The sequence below is a fragment of the Plesiomonas sp. PI-19 genome, assembly GCF_021368255.1.
Taxonomy (GTDB): domain Bacteria; phylum Pseudomonadota; class Gammaproteobacteria; order Enterobacterales; family CAMTGL01; genus Plesiomonas; species Plesiomonas shigelloides.
Genome location: NZ_JAJNMQ010000001.1, coordinates 2,376,316 through 2,393,489 on the forward strand (window position 1 = coordinate 2,376,316; position 17,174 = coordinate 2,393,489).

The 17,174-nt window shown below is 53.6% G+C and carries 13 protein-coding genes; 6 read left to right on the top strand and 7 right to left on the bottom strand.

The features are described 5' to 3' along the window. Nucleotides 1–141: 141 nt before the first annotated feature. From phoU to LQ901_RS10600, 4 genes are read right to left on the bottom strand one after another with little or no spacing between them, the layout of a single operon-like run. A complete protein-coding gene (phoU, locus tag LQ901_RS10585; protein WP_010862368.1) occupies nt 142–849 on the bottom strand; it encodes a phosphate signaling complex protein PhoU in 708 nt (235 codons plus the stop codon). A gap of 15 nt (nt 850–864) precedes the next feature. Next, complete coding sequence (gene pstB / locus LQ901_RS10590) at nt 865–1,683, bottom strand: phosphate ABC transporter ATP-binding protein PstB (RefSeq protein WP_010862369.1); 819 nt, start codon at nt 1,681–1,683, stop codon at nt 865–867. 35 nt (nt 1,684–1,718) lie between these two features. Beyond that, nucleotides 1,719–3,368 (bottom strand): phosphate ABC transporter permease PstA, encoded by a 1,650-nt coding sequence (gene pstA / locus LQ901_RS10595; protein ID WP_010862370.1) that lies wholly within the window; start codon nt 3,366–3,368, stop codon nt 1,719–1,721. 10 nt (nt 3,369–3,378) lie between these two features. Continuing rightward, on the bottom strand, nt 3,379–5,607 hold the full coding sequence (locus LQ901_RS10600; protein WP_064977305.1) for an ABC transporter permease subunit: 2,229 nt from the start codon (nt 5,605–5,607) through the stop codon (nt 3,379–3,381). A 217-nt stretch (nt 5,608–5,824) separates the two neighbouring features. On the opposite strand from LQ901_RS10600, the gene ppk1 reads away from it, so the two are divergent. The 6 genes from ppk1 to tdh all read left to right on the top strand — a co-directional run bounded on the left by ppk1 (nt 5,825) and on the right by tdh (nt 13,740). Continuing rightward, a complete protein-coding gene (gene ppk1, locus LQ901_RS10605) occupies nt 5,825–7,921 on the top strand; it encodes a polyphosphate kinase 1 (protein WP_010862372.1) in 2,097 nt (698 codons plus the stop codon). Further along, the gene (ppx, locus tag LQ901_RS10610; protein ID WP_106911278.1) at nt 7,899–9,455 is read left to right on the top strand and encodes an exopolyphosphatase; all 1,557 of its coding nucleotides are present in this window, start codon (nt 7,899–7,901) and stop codon (nt 9,453–9,455) included. Before ppk1 ends, ppx begins: the two co-directional genes overlap by 23 nt. Nucleotides 9,456–9,588: 133 nt before the next feature. Continuing rightward, nucleotides 9,589–10,482: an aldo/keto reductase family oxidoreductase gene (locus tag LQ901_RS10615; RefSeq protein ID WP_152135504.1), complete on the top strand. Its 894-nt coding sequence runs from the start codon at nt 9,589–9,591 to the stop codon at nt 10,480–10,482. 283 nt (nt 10,483–10,765) lie between these two features. Further along, on the top strand, nt 10,766–11,116 hold the full coding sequence (locus LQ901_RS10620) for a DsrE family protein (protein WP_178088309.1): 351 nt from the start codon (nt 10,766–10,768) through the stop codon (nt 11,114–11,116). Between the two features lie 331 nt (nt 11,117–11,447). After that, nucleotides 11,448–12,638 carry a glycine C-acetyltransferase gene (locus LQ901_RS10625; RefSeq protein WP_047708842.1) on the top strand — a complete coding sequence of 397 codons (1,191 nt, stop codon included), beginning with the start codon at nt 11,448–11,450 and terminating at the stop codon, nt 12,636–12,638. 76 nt (nt 12,639–12,714) lie between these two features. Continuing rightward, on the top strand, nt 12,715–13,740 hold the full coding sequence (gene tdh, locus LQ901_RS10630) for an L-threonine 3-dehydrogenase (RefSeq protein WP_064978422.1): 1,026 nt from the start codon (nt 12,715–12,717) through the stop codon (nt 13,738–13,740). 105 nt (nt 13,741–13,845) lie between these two features. Here tdh and LQ901_RS10635 read toward each other — a convergent pair whose 3' ends face one another. The 3 genes from LQ901_RS10635 to phoB form a co-directional block, all read right to left on the bottom strand. Next, nucleotides 13,846–14,817, bottom strand: coding sequence for a PstS family phosphate ABC transporter substrate-binding protein (locus LQ901_RS10635; RefSeq protein ID WP_010862378.1), 972 nt, complete (start codon nt 14,815–14,817; stop codon nt 13,846–13,848). Nucleotides 14,818–14,990: 173 nt separating this feature from the next. Continuing rightward, nucleotides 14,991–16,301, bottom strand: coding sequence for a phosphate regulon sensor histidine kinase PhoR (gene phoR / locus LQ901_RS10640; RefSeq protein ID WP_116546618.1), 1,311 nt, complete (start codon nt 16,299–16,301; stop codon nt 14,991–14,993). A gap of 75 nt (nt 16,302–16,376) precedes the next feature. Further along, a complete protein-coding gene (gene phoB, locus LQ901_RS10645) occupies nt 16,377–17,066 on the bottom strand; it encodes a phosphate regulon transcriptional regulator PhoB (protein WP_010862380.1) in 690 nt (229 codons plus the stop codon). Nucleotides 17,067–17,174 lie beyond the last annotated feature (108 nt).

A 17,174-nucleotide genomic window follows, 5' to 3' on the forward strand; every position in this document is an offset into this window, starting at 1 on the left:
GTAAACCATACATCGTCTACGCATAACCTACGCGCACCAACAACAACGCCGCCGTACCCGTTGCCCTATCATCAAATAGGTCAGCCGGAGACGGCGGCGTTATGCTGATGCCACGATGCTGCGCACGCGCAGAGATAGTTGTTACTGCAGCATCTGCTCCAGATCATCACCGTTTAAGTGACGCACATCTTTTCCTTTCACAAAGTAGAAGATGTACTCACAGATGTTCTGGCACCGATCGCCAATCCGCTCGATAGCGCGCGCGCACCACATGGCGGTCAACACGTTAGGAATCGAGCGCGGATCTTCCATCATGTACGTCATCAGCTGACGGATAATCCCTTCGTACTCTTTATCCACCTTACGATCTTCACGGTAGACACGAATGGCCGCATCGACATCCATGCGGGCAAAGGCATCCAGCACGTCGTGCAGCATCTGCACGGTATGGCTACCGAGCGACTCCAGACTTACCAGCAGTGGTTGATGCTGATTGGTGAAGTTCTCCAGCGCGGTCTTGGCAATCCGCTCGGCAACGTCGCCAATACGCTCCAGCTCGGCGATAGTTTTAATAATCGCCATCACCAAACGCAAATCACTGGCCGTTGGCTGACGCTTAGCGATGATGCGCACACAAGCTTCATCGATGGACACTTCCATCATGTTGACCTTGGCATCATCTTGGATCACGCGCCGCGCCAGATTCTCATCACGATCGTGCATCGCACGGATAGCATCGGTCAGTTGTTGCTCCACCAGACCGCCCATGCTCATCACTTGGGTGCGGATGGTTTCCAGTTCGGTATTGAACTGGCCGGAAATGTGTTTATTTAATTGCATATTGTCCATATCAGCACCCATCCATTAACCATAACGACCGGTAATGTAGTCTTCGGTTTTCTTTTTCTTCGGGGTTGTAAACAGGGTATTGGTATCGGAATACTCAATCAGCTCCCCCATGTACATAAACGCCGTCTGATCGGATACGCGGGCTGCCTGTTGCATGTTGTGGGTTACAATCACCACAGTGTACTTGCTCTTCAGCTCGTTGATCAGCTCTTCAATCGTTAATGTTGATATCGGATCCAGCGCCGAGGTCGGTTCATCCAGTAACAGCACTTCCGGCTCGATAGCAATCGCGCGCGCAATCACCAGACGCTGCTGCTGACCGCCAGACAGACCAAAGGCATTTTCATGCAGACGGTCTTTCACCTCATCCCAGATAGCCGCACCGCGCAGCGAACGCTCAACCGCTTCATCCAACACCCGGCGATCTTTGATGCCTTGCAGGCGCAGGCCATACACCACGTTTTCGTAGATGGATTTCGGGAACGGGTTCGGGCGCTGGAATACCATCCCGACGCGGCGACGCAGTGCCGCCACATCCACCGATTTGTCATAAATGTTATGACCATGCAGGGCAATCTCACCGTCAACGCGGCAAGTATCAACCAGATCGTTCATCCGGTTAAAGCAACGCAGCAAGGTCGACTTACCGCACCCTGATGGGCCGATAAACGCCGTTACCTGGCCTTTAGGGATCTTCATGCAAACATTAAATAACGCCTGCTTATTACCGTAGAATAAATCCAGCTCCTTCACTTCCAGCGCGGTCAGCTCAGGGCTTAAGTTTTCCAGATCCAACACTGGAGAATCAGATACGTTGGCATTCAGTGTAATCATCACGCTTTCCTGTCAATACTGCCTAAACCGGCCGGTTAGATATCCATGGAACGGTATTTTTCACGTAAATGGTTACGGATGCCGATGGCGGTCAGGTTCAGACCGACAATCACAGTAACCAGCAGGAACGAGGTGGCAAACACCAGCGGACGGGCCGCCTCCACGTTCGGGCTCTGGAAGCCCACGTCGTAAATATGGAAGCCCAAGTGCATGAACTTACGATCCAGATGCACATACGGGAAGTTCAGATCGACCGGCAACGTCGGTGCCAATTTCACTACCCCCACCAGCATCAGCGGCGCCGTTTCACCGGCGGCGCGTGCCACCGCCAAAATCAAGCCCGTCATAATCGCTGGGCTAGCCATCGGGATCACAATTCGCCACAGGGTTTCGGCTTTGGTCGCGCCCAGCGCCAGTGAGCCTTGACGCACCGCACTTGGAATACGTGACAAGCCTTCTTCGGTCGACACAATCACCACCGGCAAGGTCAAAATCGCCAGCGTGATCGCCGCCCACATCACCCCTGGGGTGCCGAACGTTGGCGTTGGCAGCGCTTCTGGGTAGAACAGCTTATCGATGCTGCCGCCCAGCATGTAGACGAAAAAGCCTAAGCCAAATACCCCGTACACAATCGACGGTACGCCGGCTAAGTTAATCACCGCGATACGGATAACCTTGGTGATGGCGTTCTTACCGGCGTATTCGTGCAAGTAGATCGCCGCGACCACCCCGAGCGGCGTCACCAACACCGACATCAGCAGCACCATGAATACGGTACCGAAAATGGCTGGGAACACCCCGCCTTCAGTGTTGGCTTCACGCGGGTCTTCGGTCAGGAACTTCCACACCTGATGGAACCAGTGCCCCACTTTCTGCACCCCGTGCATGTCATTCGGGTAATAGGCATCCATCACGTTAGACATTGGGATGGTGACCACTTCCCCGCGCATATCTTTGACCAGCAGCGCATCACGACCGGTCTGCTCACGCAGACTCATCAGTTGCTGCTCCAGCGCCGAATACTGACGGTCAAAACCGGCGCGCTCAGCGGCAAACTGCGCTTCATCTTGCTCGGTCAGGTTGCCTTGCAGCTGCAGCGCACGCTCACGCATCCGCAGGCGCTCTAATCCGTGGTTGATGGCACCAATATCCACTTTCTGCAAGCGGTCAATCTGCGCATTCAACTCCAGTACTCGCGCCAGACGACGCTGCATTTCGCCTTTCAGATCAGCGGTTTCCAGCGGCTGACCATTTTCGGTCATCCCCTGTAAGAAGCCGTAAAAGTTGCCGTTTTTCGCCCGCTCTAATACCAGCACGCCTTCTGGCACCGTGCGCGACTTGATTTCACTTTCCAAAATGGTACGGAAATCAAGATTCACGAACTCGCGGTTACCGGTTTTCACCAGATAACGCGGCACATCGGCATCGGGGAAGTTATCCAGATTCACGCCGTTGGCAATCAAACGCTCACGCGGCACCATCTCACGGCCATGGATCTCGCCAATCACCCGCTCGATGCCTTGCTCGCTGATCACGCCAAATTGGTATACGGTGTGCGGCCAGAAATACACCAGACCGCGGGCACCAATCAGCAACAACAGCCCCACAACCGCAATCAGACTCAAGGAGACGGCGCCAGCCGTCATCCAGATCCACGGGGTTCCTGATTTAAACCACTTATTCATCACTCTTCCCTTACAGCGAGCTGTACTTGTCACGTAAACGCTGACGGATGTATTCCGCAATGGTGTTGAATACGAACGTAAAGACGAACAACACAAAAGCCGTCAAGAACAAGACCCGGTAATGGGTACTGGCCACTTCGGCCTCTGGCATTTCTACCGCGATGTTAGCCGCCAAGGTTCGCAGCCCTTGGAAGATGCTCCAATCCAGAATCGGGGTATTACCGGTCGCCATCAATACGATCATGGTTTCCCCTACCGCGCGGCCAAGGCCGATCATCACCGCCGAGAAAATCCCCGGGCTGGCGGTCAGCAATACGACGCGGGTTAAGGTCTGCCATGGTGTGGCGCCCAGTGCCAGTGAGCCGTTGGTCAGGTTACGTGGCACACTGAAAATCGCATCTTCCGCAATCGAGAAGATATTCGGGATCACCGCAAAGCCCATCGCAATCCCCACCACTAAAGCGTTACGCTGGTCAAAGGTGATGCCCAGATCGTTGCTCAAGTAATCGCGAATATTACCGCCAAAGAAGGCATGATCGATCCACGAGCTGGCCGAGAATGAACCGTAGCCCACCAGCAAAATGACCGGCACCAACACCAGTGCATCCCAGCCCTCTTTGGAGCGCAGACGCTCTGGCAGACGGCCCCAGACAAAAGCGGTCAGCAAAATTGACACCGGCAGCAAGACCAAGAAGGTCAGCACCCCAGTGAGGTATTGCTCAAGTACCGGAGCCAGCCACAAACCGGCCAAGAAGCCCAAGATCACGGTAGGCAGCGCGCCCATGATCTCCACGGTCGGTTTAATCGCTTTACGCATCCCCGGCGACATGAAGTAGGCGGTATAAATTGCGCCGGCCAAAGCCAATGGCACAGCAAACAACATGGCGTAGAAAGCTGCTTTCAAGGTACCGAAGGAGATCGGCACCAAGCTCAGCTTGGACTCAAAATCATCACTGGCGGAGGTGGACTGCCACACATACTGCGGCTCACGATAACCTTCGTACCAGACTTTGTCCCACAAGGCACTCCAGCTTACTTCAGGGTGCTCGTTGTGTACTTGGTACAACTTCCAGCTGCCATCTTCTTCCAGCAACAAGCCATTAGCACGCGAAGAAATGGTCAACGCATTTGGTTTTTTATCCAGCAGCTTTTCTTGCAGCAGCTTATTGGCACTGGTGGTGTAGTACAGACCCACATTGCCGTTATCAGACAGCGTGACAAAGCCACGGCGGAAATACTCAGGTTGCAGTTGCACCAATGGGCCAGCATGGTTTTCCAGCTCACGGATTTGCGTCAACACTGGGCCTTTGCCCTTGTTAACATCAAACCATTGGGTGATGCGACCATCATCGGTAGCCACCAGCAACGAACTGCCTCCCGGCATTAAGGCCAGTTTAGTTGGCGTCGCATCTTGGCTTAAGGTCACCACTTCACGCAGCTCAGGCGTATCTCCGCGCAAATCAAAGATGTGCAGTTGTTTGCCAGACAGCAGATACAAAAAACGGCCGTTTGGCGTCAGCAGCAGCTCATTAATCTGCTTGGGAATATCCGCGATGGCTTGAACATCCCCCTTCCATTCGGTTTCCCCGCTCAGCATGTTTTCATCTTCGCTGTAACGGCCAAACAGCAGGCGATGGTCAGCAGTCAGCCCCACCAGCTCGGCAGAATCCTCTTGCACACTGACCGCTACACGCACCAACGGCTGCTTTTGGCTATCCAGCAGCAGTGGCGTTTCCCCCAGCGGGTATTTGATTTTTGGCGTGGTATGACGCTGGTTATCCGTCCCGAACAGGGAAGAGAACTGCGGTTGCACCACACTCACCGAGCCATCGGCATTGCCCAAGGCATAAATGCCCACGCTCGGAATGGTATAACCCACCGAAGTGCTATTGGGGCTGATCTTTTGTTGCAACAGTACCGTGCCCGGAGGCTGAGTACGATCGGCAGCCAGTTGAATATAGGTCAGTTCACCGTCCGTCGTCAGACGGTAACCGGCTTCACTGCGCTCATCCAGCCCGAGCGCAAGCGCTGGCTTTTGTGTGTTCACGCTCACCTGCTGCTGTTTTTCGACTGAGGCCGATTTAAACAGTGGCAAAATCACGTACAGTAGATAAAAGAAAATCAGCATCAGTGCGACCAGAACCAGCATTCCGCCGCCGGTGACACCATACTTTGCGAGCTTATCTTTTAAGGCTCGGCTTTTGCTTCCCTTTAATGAAAGACTGACTGCATCAACCATGTGTATTCCCATTGACTACATGATGTAGCGAATTGTATGTCGGTTATATTACAGCTATGTGACAAAGATTGTTTATAGACTTAGTTACACTAATATGTTGATATCAGTGAAATATTATATAGTTTTTAGTGATGCCTCACGATTGTTCGTCTGCAGGGAAACATGAGCTTCAGTGGTGTACGACAATCCTGTGACATGGATGATTTAGGGAAACATTATGAGTCTGGAAAAGCTGTATATTGAAAAAGAGCTCAGTTGGCTTTCCTTTAACGAGCGCGTCTTGCAAGAAGCGGCCGACAAAACCAACCCGCTGATTGAGCGCGTGCGTTTTCTAGGGATTTACTCCAACAACCTCGATGAGTTTTACAAAGTGCGCTTTGCCGATGTGAAGCGGCGCATTTTGATTAACGAAGAGCAAGGCACCGAAGCCAGCGCACGGCATCTGCTGAAAAAAATCCAATCACGCGTTCTGCGCATGAATCAGGATTTTGATTCACTGTATAACGAACTGTTACTGGAAATGGCGCGCAATCAGATTTTCCTGATTAACGAGCGCCAATTGGCCGATGGCCAAAAACGCTGGCTGAAAGAGTATTTCCGCCATAATGTTCTGCAGTTCATCACCCCGACCATGCTGTCGTCACAGGTCGATTTGGTGCAGTTTATGCAGGATGACTACACCTACTTGGTGGTCGAGATGCGCAAAGATCAGGACATCCAATATGCCCTGATTGAGATCCCCTCCGATCGTCTGCCGCGTTTTGTCTCTTTGCCGCAAGAAAAACCGCGCCGCCGTAAAACCATCATCTTGCTGGATAACATCATTCGTTTTTGCCTCGATGACATCTTCCGCGGCTTTTTCGAGTACGACTCATTAGCCGCTTACTCGATGAAGATGACGCGCGATGCCGAGTACGACTTGATCAACGAGCTCGAATCCAGCCTGCTAGAGCAGATGTCGTACAGCTTAAAGCAACGTCTGACCGCCGAGCCGGTGCGCTTTGTCTATCAGCGTGATATGCCTGATGAGTTGGTGGACTTCCTGAAAGATAAGCTGGGGATCTCCTCATACGACTCGGTGATCCCGGGCGGGCGCTATCACAATTTCAAAGACTTCATCGGTTTTCCAGATGTGGGCAAAGCCTCACTGGTCAACAAACCGCTGCCGCCGATGGAGCAATCCATTTTCTTGCGTCACGACACCGCCTTTGATGCCATTCGTGAACGCGATGTGCTGCTGTATTACCCATACCACACCTTCAACCACTTTACGGAGTTTTTGCGGCAGGCCTCCTTTGATCCGAGCGTGGTCTCAATCAAGATCAATATCTATCGGGTCGCGAAAAACTCGCGCATCATCGACTCGATGATCCACGCCGCCAACAACGGTAAAAAAGTGACGGTAGTGGTCGAGCTGCAAGCGCGCTTTGACGAAGAGGCCAACATTCACTGGGCCAAGCAGCTGACCGAAGCGGGCGTGCACGTAATTTTCTCCATCCCGGGGCTGAAAATTCACTCCAAACTGTGCCTGATCACCCGCCGAGAAGGGGATAACTACGAGCGCTATGCGCACGTGGGCACCGGTAACTTCCACGAGAAAACCGCGCGTCTGTATACCGACTTCACCTTGCTGACCCGCGATCCGCGCATCACCAATGAAGTGCGTCGGGTATTTAATTTTATCGAAAACCCGTACCGTCCGGTGACCTTCGAGCACTTGATCGTGTCGCCACAAAACTCGCGCAAAGTGCTGTATCAGCTTATCGATCAAGAGATCTTGAATGCCCAAAGCGGCCAGACCGCGAAAATCTCGCTCAAGATCAACAATCTGGTCGATAAAGGTCTGATCGATCGGCTGTACGCGGCGTCTAATGCTGGGGTGTCGATTCGCTTGTTGATCCGCGGCATGTGCTCACTGGTGCCGGGCTTAAAGGATGTCAGCGAAAATATTCAGGTCACCAGTATTCTGGACCGTTACCTGGAGCACCCGAGAGTCTATGCTTTTGAAAACGGCGGAGAGCCTTTGGTTTATATCTCTTCTGCCGACTGGATGACCCGGAATATCGACTACCGGATTGAAGTGGGTGCGCCTATCTTCGATCCGCGTCTGAAAAAACAGGTACTGGATATTCTGGATCTGCAATTTAACGATACCGTCAAGGCACGCATCATCGATAAAGAGCTGAGTAACCGCTATGTTCCGCGCGGCAACAAGCGCAAACTGCAGTCACAGATCGCTATCTATGATTACCTCAAAGGTGTCGAACAACGAGAACAGCAGGCGGATAACGATGCCAATCACCTCAATGCCTAATGTTAATGCCAGTAAGCCAAAAGAAATTGCCGCGATCGACTTAGGTTCGAACAGCTTCCACATGGTGGTCGCCCGAATTGTTGATGGCTCACTGCAGATCCTGTCACGTATCAAACAACGGGTGCATATGGCCGATGGGCTAGATGCGGAAAATCACTTAAGCCAAGAGGCGATGGATCGCGGCTTGGCTTGTTTGGCGCTGTTTGCCGAGCGTTTGCAGGGCTTTGATGAGGACAATGTCCGCATCGTGGCGACTCACACTCTGCGCCGCGCCGTCAACGCCGAACAGTTTCTAGACCAAGCAGCGGCTGTGCTGCCCTACCCCATCGAGCTCATCAGCGGGCAAGAAGAGGCGCGTCTGATTTATCTTGGCGTTGCCCATACCCAGTCCGAAACTGGCCGCCGTTTGGTGGTGGACATCGGCGGCGGCTCGACCGAGATGGTGATTGGTGAAGGTTTCGATCCCATTTTCGCCGAAAGCCGTCAGATGGGTTGCGTCAGCTTTGCCCAGCGCTTTTTCCCTGCCGGAAAAATTTCGGCCGGTGCGTTTCGCAAGGCCTGCGTCGCCGCGCAGCAAAAAATCGAAAACTTAAGCTGGCAGTACCGTCAGCTGAACTGGGATTTTGCTCTCGGCTCATCAGGCACCATCAAAGCCATCCACGAGGTGATCTTAGCGCTGGGGGAAAAAGATGGTCACATCACCCGTGAGCGTTTGCAGCAGATCACCGATAAAGTGCTGGCCTTCGATGATTTTGCCTCGTTGAAATTGCCGGGTCTGCCGGATGAGCGCCAAGCGGTATTCGTACCGGGACTGGCCATCTTGTGCGGCGTTTTCGATGAGTTGCAAATCAAAGAGATGCGTTTTTCCGATGGCGCCCTGCGTGAAGGGGTCATGTATGAAATGGAAGAACGCTTTCGCTACGAAGACATTCGAGTGCGCACCGCGCTGAGTCTGGCCGAACGTTATCGCATCGATCGCGAACAAGCCGGTCGGGTGCGGGATACTGCGCTCAACTTGTATCAGCAGTGGCAAGCGGATAACCAAGATGCGGCCAGCCCACGCTTGGAAACACTGCTCGGTTGGGCGGCATTGCTGCATGAAGTGGGGCTGAGTATCAACGACAGCGGCATTCATCGTCACTCAGCGTATATTTTGCAGCACACCAACTTGCCGGGTTTCAACCAAGAGCAGCAAAACATGCTGGCGACGTTAGTACGCTTTCAGCGTAAAGCGCTCAAGCTCGACGGTTTGCCTTCGTTTGCCCTGTTCAAGAAAAAGCAGGTACAAGCGCTGATCCGTTTGCTGCGGATGAGCGTGCTGTTTAATAAATTGCGCCAAGCCTCTAATCCACCGGCGTTTATGCGTTTGTATTGCCACGGCCATGACTGGCGCTTGATTCTGCCTGAAGCTTATCTGGCGCAAAATGCGTTGGTGCAAGCCGACTTGGAAATTGAGCAAAATTACCTGCAAGACATCGGCTGGTCACTGACCATCGAAGAAGCCGGTATTCCAGCTGAACACAGTGATGATTAATCACGGCAATAAGCTATTCGGTTAAGGCGCTCGCCTGACAAAAAGTGGCTCACAGCGGGCCACTTTTTTGTCAAAAGCGCGTTATATGGCGAGCTAGGCATGGGCGCCAAGGAATGAATGACAAGGATTTAAGATGGAACGAGTGACACTGGCCGCTGACGGCCCGCAATTTTCCCGCATGGTGATGGGCTACTGGCGTTTGCTGGAATGGAACATGACACCGGCACAACTGGCTGATTTCATCCAGCAACATATCGACCTTGGGATCACCACCACCGATCACGCCGATATCTATGGCGGCTATCAATGCGAAGCGGCGTTTGGCACGGCGCTGAAACAGGCTCCGCATCTGCGTCAACAGATTGAAATCGTGAGTAAATGTGGAATTGCGCTGACCGCCCGCCCCGAGCACCAGCTCAATCACTACAACACCGAAGCGCGCCATATCATCCAGAGCGCCGAGCAATCGTTGCGTAACTTGCACACCGAATATCTCGATTTGCTGCTGATCCATCGCCCCGATCCATTAATGGACGCCGATGAAGTAGCCGAGGCGTTTGTCCAACTGCGTGCCAGTGGCAAGGTGCGCCATGTCGGGGTATCGAACTTCACGCCAGCGCAATTTGCCTTGTTGCAAAGTCGACTGGATTTCCCGTTGGTCACCAATCAGCTGGAGATTTCACCGCTGTACCAAGACCTGTTACTGGACGGTACGCTGGATGATTGCCAGCAGCGTCGCATCGCCCCGATGGCCTGGTCTTGCTTAGGCGGCGGACGCCTGTTCAGTGCACCGGAATATCAGCCGCTGCGTGACGAGCTGGAAACCATCCGTCAGGAGCTGGGCGCCGCCAGTATCGAACAAGTGGTGTACGCGTGGGTCTTGCGCTTGCCAAGCCGGCCGCTGCCGATTATTGGCTCTGGGAAAATCCAGCGCGTCCAACAAGCGGCGGCTGCATTAACCCTGCCGCTGACGCGTCAACAATGGTTCCGTATTCGCAAAGCGGCACTGGGGTACGATGTGCCTTAATGGCTGGCATTGATACCGCTTTACGCCGCAATGACCGTACCTCCCGTCACAGCGCCATTGCCAGTATCGTTTACCCATCGCTTACCAAGGTCGGCAACTCGCCGACCTTGTCTCATTCGCGGAGCTAATTAGCGGCTCTCATTCTCCGCCGGTGATAGCCTCCCGCGGACATATCTACTTAGCGCTAAGTTACATTTTTTGACCTTAAGCCAGATGACAAGTCAGCCTTGCCGACGGCATGCTTTTACTACCTTCCTTAAGCGGTAGATTCGGACCTTTCATCATGAAAATACTGTTTCATATCGATACCCACGAACGCTGGGGCGTGCTGTTACACCAAATCCACAATACGCTGCGCGATGCGCAAAATCGGGTCGAAGATGTGGATATTCAGGTGGTGGCTGTCGGCACGGGTGTAATTGCGCTGCAACAACCGGTGGCTGAAAACTTAGGTTTTATCGACAACATGCGCGAGCTGTCACGTCAAGGCGTGCGTTTTTGTGCCTGTCACAATGCGCTTAATGCATTGGCGGTAGCACCTGAGCGACTGACCGACTTTGTACTGGTCGTGCCCGCCGGCATTGTCGCGCTGACCCAAAAGCAGCAACAAAGCTATGCTTATATTCGGGTCTAACCATAATTTGGGCTAGCAACCAGATCGCATAATGACAGGATGCGCGCTATGGGCATCGCGCGCACCTGCCACTCACCAACTATCGATAACCGATGCCGCTCACACAAGCCGACAACCGGTGTCATATAGGGCTTGCTCTGGGTTGTTGAGTTCAGTCTGGCCACGGTACTCCACTACGGGTCGCTCGCGCCGCGGCGCGCCGTTGATCCATTTCACAGTTGTTAAATTTCCGCGCCGTCACCGGCTGTCCTACGCGTCAGACAACGTAATATAGGGCAGCGTAAAATCTTGCCATTTTGGGCATATTCCACAGACTCACGAGGAGAATCGGATGTCCCACGCATTTTATCGCCATCTGGCTAACGAATTAGAGCAAGTCAAAGCCGATGGATTGTATAAACAAGAACGCGTTATCACGTCTGCCCAACAAGCAGAGATTGAGGTTGGTGGACGCGAAGTACTGAACTTCTGCGCCAATAACTATCTGGGACTGGCTAACCATCCGGCACTGATTGAAGCGGCCAAACACGGGCTGGATCAGCACGGCTTTGGTATGGCCTCGGTACGTTTTATCTGTGGTACACAAGACCTGCACCATGAGCTGGAACGCAAGATGTCCGCCTTTCTCGGCACCGAAGATACCATCTTGTACTCCTCCTGTTTTGATGCCAACGGCGGCCTGTTTGAAACGCTGCTGGGGGCCGAAGATGCCATCATCTCCGATGCACTGAACCATGCCTCTATCATTGATGGCGTGCGTCTGTCCAAAGCCAAGCGTTACCGCTATGCCAACAACGATATGGCCGCGCTGGAGCAGCAATTGCAGCAAGCCACTGCAGATGGCGCACGCTTTAAGCTGATCGCCACCGATGGCGTTTTTTCCATGGATGGCGTGATTGCCGACCTGAAAACCATCTGCGATCTGGCCGATAAATACGATGCGCTGGTAATGGTAGATGACTCGCACGCCGTAGGCTTTATCGGCGAAAACGGTCGTGGTACCCATGAATATTGTCAGGTGATGGAGCGCGTCGACATCATCACCGGTACGCTGGGCAAAGCACTCGGCGGCGCATCCGGCGGTTACACCTCAGGCAAAAAAGAGGTGATCGACTGGCTGCGTCAACGCTCACGCCCGTATCTGTTCTCTAACTCACTGGCGCCAGCAATTGTGTCGGCTTCCATCAAAGTGCTGGAGCTGCTCGAGCAAGGCGGCAGTTTGCGCCAACGCCTGCAAGAAAACAGCCGCTATTTCCGTGAGCGCATGAGCGCGGCCGGCTTCACGCTGGCAGGTGCCGATCACGCCATCATCCCAGTCATGTTGGGCGATGCCAAACTGGCTGCGGAAATGGCCAGCCGCATGCTGCAAGAAGGCATTTACGTGGTGGGTTTCTCTTATCCGGTGGTGCCGAAAGGTCAGGCGCGCATTCGCACGCAGATGTCTGCCGCGCACACCCGAGAGCAACTGGATCGCGCCATTGATGCTTTCATCCGCATCGGCCGCGAACTGAACGTGATCTAATGCCAGGTTGAGGCGTTTGCGCCTCGGCCTTTTGCCATCAATGCCAACCTCGGCCAACAACAGTGAAGTCATCAGTATGAAAGCACTTTCCAAATTACATCCCGAAAAAGGGATCTGGATGACCGACGTACCGGCTCCGGAGCTGGGACACAACGATTTACTGATCAAAATCCGCAAAACCGCAATCTGCGGCACCGACATGCACATCTACAACTGGGATGAGTGGTCACAAAAAACCATTCCCGTCCCGATGGTGGTCGGCCATGAGTACGTGGGCGAAGTGGTCGCCATTGGCCAAGAGGTGCGCGGGTTTGCCATTGGCGATCGCGTTTCTGGCGAAGGCCACATCACCTGTGGTTATTGCCGCAACTGCCGCGCCGGTCGTACCCACTTATGCCGCAACACCATCGGTGTCGGTGTTAACCGTCAGGGCTGTTTTGCCGAGTATCTGGTGATCCCCGCCTTTAACGCATTCAAACTGCCGGACAACATTCCCGATGATCTGGCGGCGATTTTCGATCCGTTCGGTAATGCGGTGCACACTGCGTTGTCGTTCGATTTGGTCGGTGAGGATGTGTTGATCACGGGCGCGGGTCCTATTGGGATCATGGCAGCTGCCGTTTGTCGGCATGTCGGCGCGCGGCACGTGGTGATCACCGATGTGAATCCGTATCGTCTGGCGCTGGCCGAAAAAATGGGCGCTACGCGCGCCGTGGATGTCAGCAAAGAAAAGCTGGCCGATGTGATGGCCGAGCTCGGCATGACCGAAGGATTCGATGTGGGGCTGGAGATGTCCGGCGTACCGTCGGCATTTCAAGAGATGCTGCTGCGCATGAACCACGGCGGCAAAATTGCCATGCTGGGCATTCCGCCATCCACCATGGCGATTGACTGGAATCAGGTGATTTTCAAAGGGCTGTTCATCAAAGGCATTTACGGTCGCGAGATGTTCGAAACCTGGTACAAGATGGCCAGCCTGATCCAATCGGGTCTGGATCTAAGCCCTATCATCACTCACCGCTTTGCTATCGATGATTTCCAACAAGGCTTCGATGCCATGGGTTCGGGTCAATCAGGCAAAGTGATCCTGAACTGGGATTAATCACGTTCAGGCTGGTAATCCTGATTACCTTACCAAACAAAACAGGCCATCCGAAGATGGCCTGTTTTTTTATCCGCAGGGGATCTTGGCTGCGAACTTGAGCGCTTATTTCAGGCCCAGAGTAGCCAGATCTTTTTCCAAGACTTTCGCTGGCACCGGAATGTAGCCGTCTTTGGCGACCAGCTCTTGTCCTTGCTTGGACAGAACCATCTTCAAGAACTCTGCGGTCATTGGATCCAGTGGCTTGTTCGGATGCTTGTTCACGTAGATATACAGGTAACGTGACAGCGGGTACGAGCCATTTACAGCGTTTTCTTCGGTTGGCTCAACATACTTGTCCCCTTTCTCTGCCAAAGGCAGGGCGCGCACGCCAGAGGTCTTGTAGCCGATACCGGTGTAACCGATGCTGTTCAGAGACGCGCCAACTGACTGCACGACCGATGCAGAGCCCGGTTGCTCGTTCACGTTGCTACGAAAATCGCCTTTACACAAGGCGTGATCTTTAAAGTAACCGTAGGTGCCGGATACTGAGTTACGGCCATACAGCTGGATATCTTTATTCGCCAGCTCGCCGGTCACCCCCAGCTGACCCCAACGGGTCACTTGCTCATTCGCGCCACACTTCAGCGTGGTGGAGTAAATGGCATCCAGTTGTTCGAAGTTCAGGCCTTTGATTGGGTTATCTTTGTTAACAAAGACGGCCAGCGCATCAATAGCCACCGGAACCCCAATTGGCTGATAACCAAATTTTTTCTCGAAGGCTTCAATTTCCTTGCCTTTCATTTTACGGCTCATCGGGCCCAGCTGCGCCGTGCCTTCAGTCAGTGCTGGAGGCGCAGTAGAAGAGCCTGCCGCTTGCACTTGAATATTAACGTTCGGATATTCGCGCTTAAATTGCTCTGCCCATAAGGTCATCAAGTTAGCCAGGGTATCAGAACCCACTGATGACAGATTGCCAGACACACCGCTGACTTTTTTATATTCAGGCAAGCTGCTGTCTACTGCGGCATAAGTACTGCTAGCAAAAGACGCCATCAGAGTGAAACCTAATGCGCTTACCAGGGTTTTTACTTTCATGCACTCTCTCCGTAAAACGGTCCTTCGTGGAAGTCGCAGCCAGTATCCGGCTCGTTGATGACAGTTTTATCGCTAAAAAATGACAGTTAAATGACAATCCGGCCTTTCAACGTAACTTTCTTTACCTTTTGCGTTGGCGTGAACACCATTACGGATGCCGCCGCGCCGCCGCATCAATGCGCATGCGGTAACAAGTCTTCACGCACCACCAGCGAACGTGGCAAGACAAACGAGAACACACTGCCTTCGCCGAGGGTACTTTGAATGTCCAGACGACTGTCATGGTGGATCAACGCGTGTTTCACAATCGCCAACCCTAAGCCACTGCCACCGGTTTTGCGCGAGCGCGCCTTATCCACCCGATAGAACCGCTCGGTCAAGCGGCCCAAATGATTGGCCGGGATCCCCGGGCCATTATCACGCACCTCAAAGCACGCACCGGCCGGTGTAGCGCGCCAACGCACGCGGATTGCCGTGCCATCAGGGGTGTGATTGATGGCGTTATACACCAAATTCGACACCGCACTGCGTAGCTGCTCGTTATCGCCATACACCAGCAGTTGTGGGTCGACCTCAAAGCTAACCTGATGGGTTTGACTGAGCGCCGCCGCTTCGTGCTCCAATTGTTGTAGCATCACCGGCACGTTAACCGGCTCACTCAAGTTAATCTCGGGTGCTGCTTCAATGCGCGATAAGGTCAGGATCTGCTCGACCAAAGATTCCATCCGCCGCGTTTGCTCCAACATGGTGCTGTGCGCTTTGGCCCATAGCGCCGGATCCAGATCGTCATCCAGCATTTCCAAATAACCCTGCAACACGGTCAGCGGCGTGCGCAGTTCATGGCTGACGTTGGCAAAGAAATTGCGCCGCATGCCCTCTAACTGGCGCATTTTGCTGATATCGCGCGCGGCGATCAGCAATTGCCCTTCACTGTAAGGCATGACGCGCAACTCTACATAGCGCTCGTGGTTCGCTGGCGAGGGGATCACCAACGCTTTGCTGAAATTTTGCGTTTGCAGATAGGCGGCGAAATCAGGGTTACGCACCAGATTCAAAATATGCTGCCCGCTGTCTTCCGGCCAACGAAACCCCAGCATGTGCTGCGCCAGTTTGTTACACCAAAAAATGCTGCCCTCTTCGGTACAGACCACTACCGCATCGGGCAAGGATTCCGCTCCGCTACGAAAACGGCGGATCAAGGTGGCCAGCTCGCGTCGCCGCCGCCGGTTGCGCTGCTGCAAACGGTAAATCCCGTTAAACAGCGGCCCCCAGCTACCACGGCTGGTGGGCGGGGTCATGCTCTTGTCCACCCATAACCAACTGGATAACTTCAACTGGTTATAAAAATGCCACAACAGTGCCAACACAGAGGCGGCCAGCAATAATTCAAGGTAATGACCAAAAATCAGCCCAGCGACCAGCGCTGGGATATAAAAAAACGCCAGCTCGCGCGCCAGCGTTTTCCATGACAAACGTTCAACCATGGGGTACTCCATATCTCCACACTGACGTTTTCAGCAAGGGAGGTGCCGCTGTCGCAGGTTGTTTTATCCTGCCACTTAATACCGGGTCGAAAAACGGTAGCCGGAGCCGCGCACTGTTTGAATCAGGCGATCGTGTCCGCTGCCTTCCAACGCCTTACGCAGCCGCCGGATATGCACATCTACCGTGCGGTCTTCCACGTACACATTGGTTCCCCATACATTATTGAGGAGTTGTTCGCGGCTGTATACCCGCTCCTGATGCGTCATGAAAAAATGCAGCATCTTGAACTCGGTCGGCCCCATATCCAGCGGTTGTTCACCGGCGGTTACGCGGTGTGAGATAGGATCTAAACGCAGCCCCTGCACATCAATCACCTCTTCCACCGAGGTGGGTGCGATACGGCGCATTACGGCTTTAATCCGCGCGACCAGCTCTTTGGGTGAGAAGGGCTTGGTGATGTAATCATCGGCGCCCACTTCCAGCCCGCGCACGCGGTCTTCTTCTTCCCCCCGCGCCGTCAGCATGACCACCGGAATATTGCGCGTGAGCTCTTCACGTTTGAGGTGTTTGATGAGCTGGATCCCGGTGCCCCCCGGCAGCATCCAGTCGAGTAAAATCAGATCTGGATACGGCTCGGCCATTTTGCTCAGAGCCGCGTCATAATCTTCCGCTTCAACTGGCTCATAACCTTTTTGCTCCAGTACAAAGCAAACCATATCCCGGATGGGAGCTTCGTCTTCAACGACGAGGATGCGTCTTGCCATAACAGTTCCTGTTCTCTCCTGAGATGTCTGCGGCATTATGGGACAGTTTTATGACAGTTACGTTAAACCTGTTCTGCCGGTGATCGCAAAGCTTATCAAACGCCTAAC

Coding starts and splice junctions, on each gene's coding strand:
- phoU (WP_010862368.1), bottom strand. CDS start 849: ATGGACAATATGCAATTAAATAAACACATTTCCGGCCAGTTCAATACC.
- pstB (WP_010862369.1), bottom strand. CDS start 1,683: ATGATTACACTGAATGCCAACGTATCTGATTCTCCAGTGTTGGATCTG.
- pstA (WP_010862370.1), bottom strand. CDS start 3,368: ATGAATAAGTGGTTTAAATCAGGAACCCCGTGGATCTGGATGACGGCT.
- LQ901_RS10600 (WP_064977305.1), bottom strand. CDS start 5,607: ATGGTTGATGCAGTCAGTCTTTCATTAAAGGGAAGCAAAAGCCGAGCC.
- ppk1 (WP_010862372.1), top strand. CDS start 5,825: ATGAGTCTGGAAAAGCTGTATATTGAAAAAGAGCTCAGTTGGCTTTCC.
- ppx (WP_106911278.1), top strand. CDS start 7,899: ATGCCAATCACCTCAATGCCTAATGTTAATGCCAGTAAGCCAAAAGAA.
- LQ901_RS10615 (WP_152135504.1), top strand. CDS start 9,589: ATGGAACGAGTGACACTGGCCGCTGACGGCCCGCAATTTTCCCGCATG.
- LQ901_RS10620 (WP_178088309.1), top strand. CDS start 10,766: ATGAAAATACTGTTTCATATCGATACCCACGAACGCTGGGGCGTGCTG.
- LQ901_RS10625 (WP_047708842.1), top strand. CDS start 11,448: ATGTCCCACGCATTTTATCGCCATCTGGCTAACGAATTAGAGCAAGTC.
- tdh (WP_064978422.1), top strand. CDS start 12,715: ATGAAAGCACTTTCCAAATTACATCCCGAAAAAGGGATCTGGATGACC.
- LQ901_RS10635 (WP_010862378.1), bottom strand. CDS start 14,817: ATGAAAGTAAAAACCCTGGTAAGCGCATTAGGTTTCACTCTGATGGCG.
- phoR (WP_116546618.1), bottom strand. CDS start 16,301: ATGGTTGAACGTTTGTCATGGAAAACGCTGGCGCGCGAGCTGGCGTTT.
- phoB (WP_010862380.1), bottom strand. CDS start 17,066: ATGGCAAGACGCATCCTCGTCGTTGAAGACGAAGCTCCCATCCGGGAT.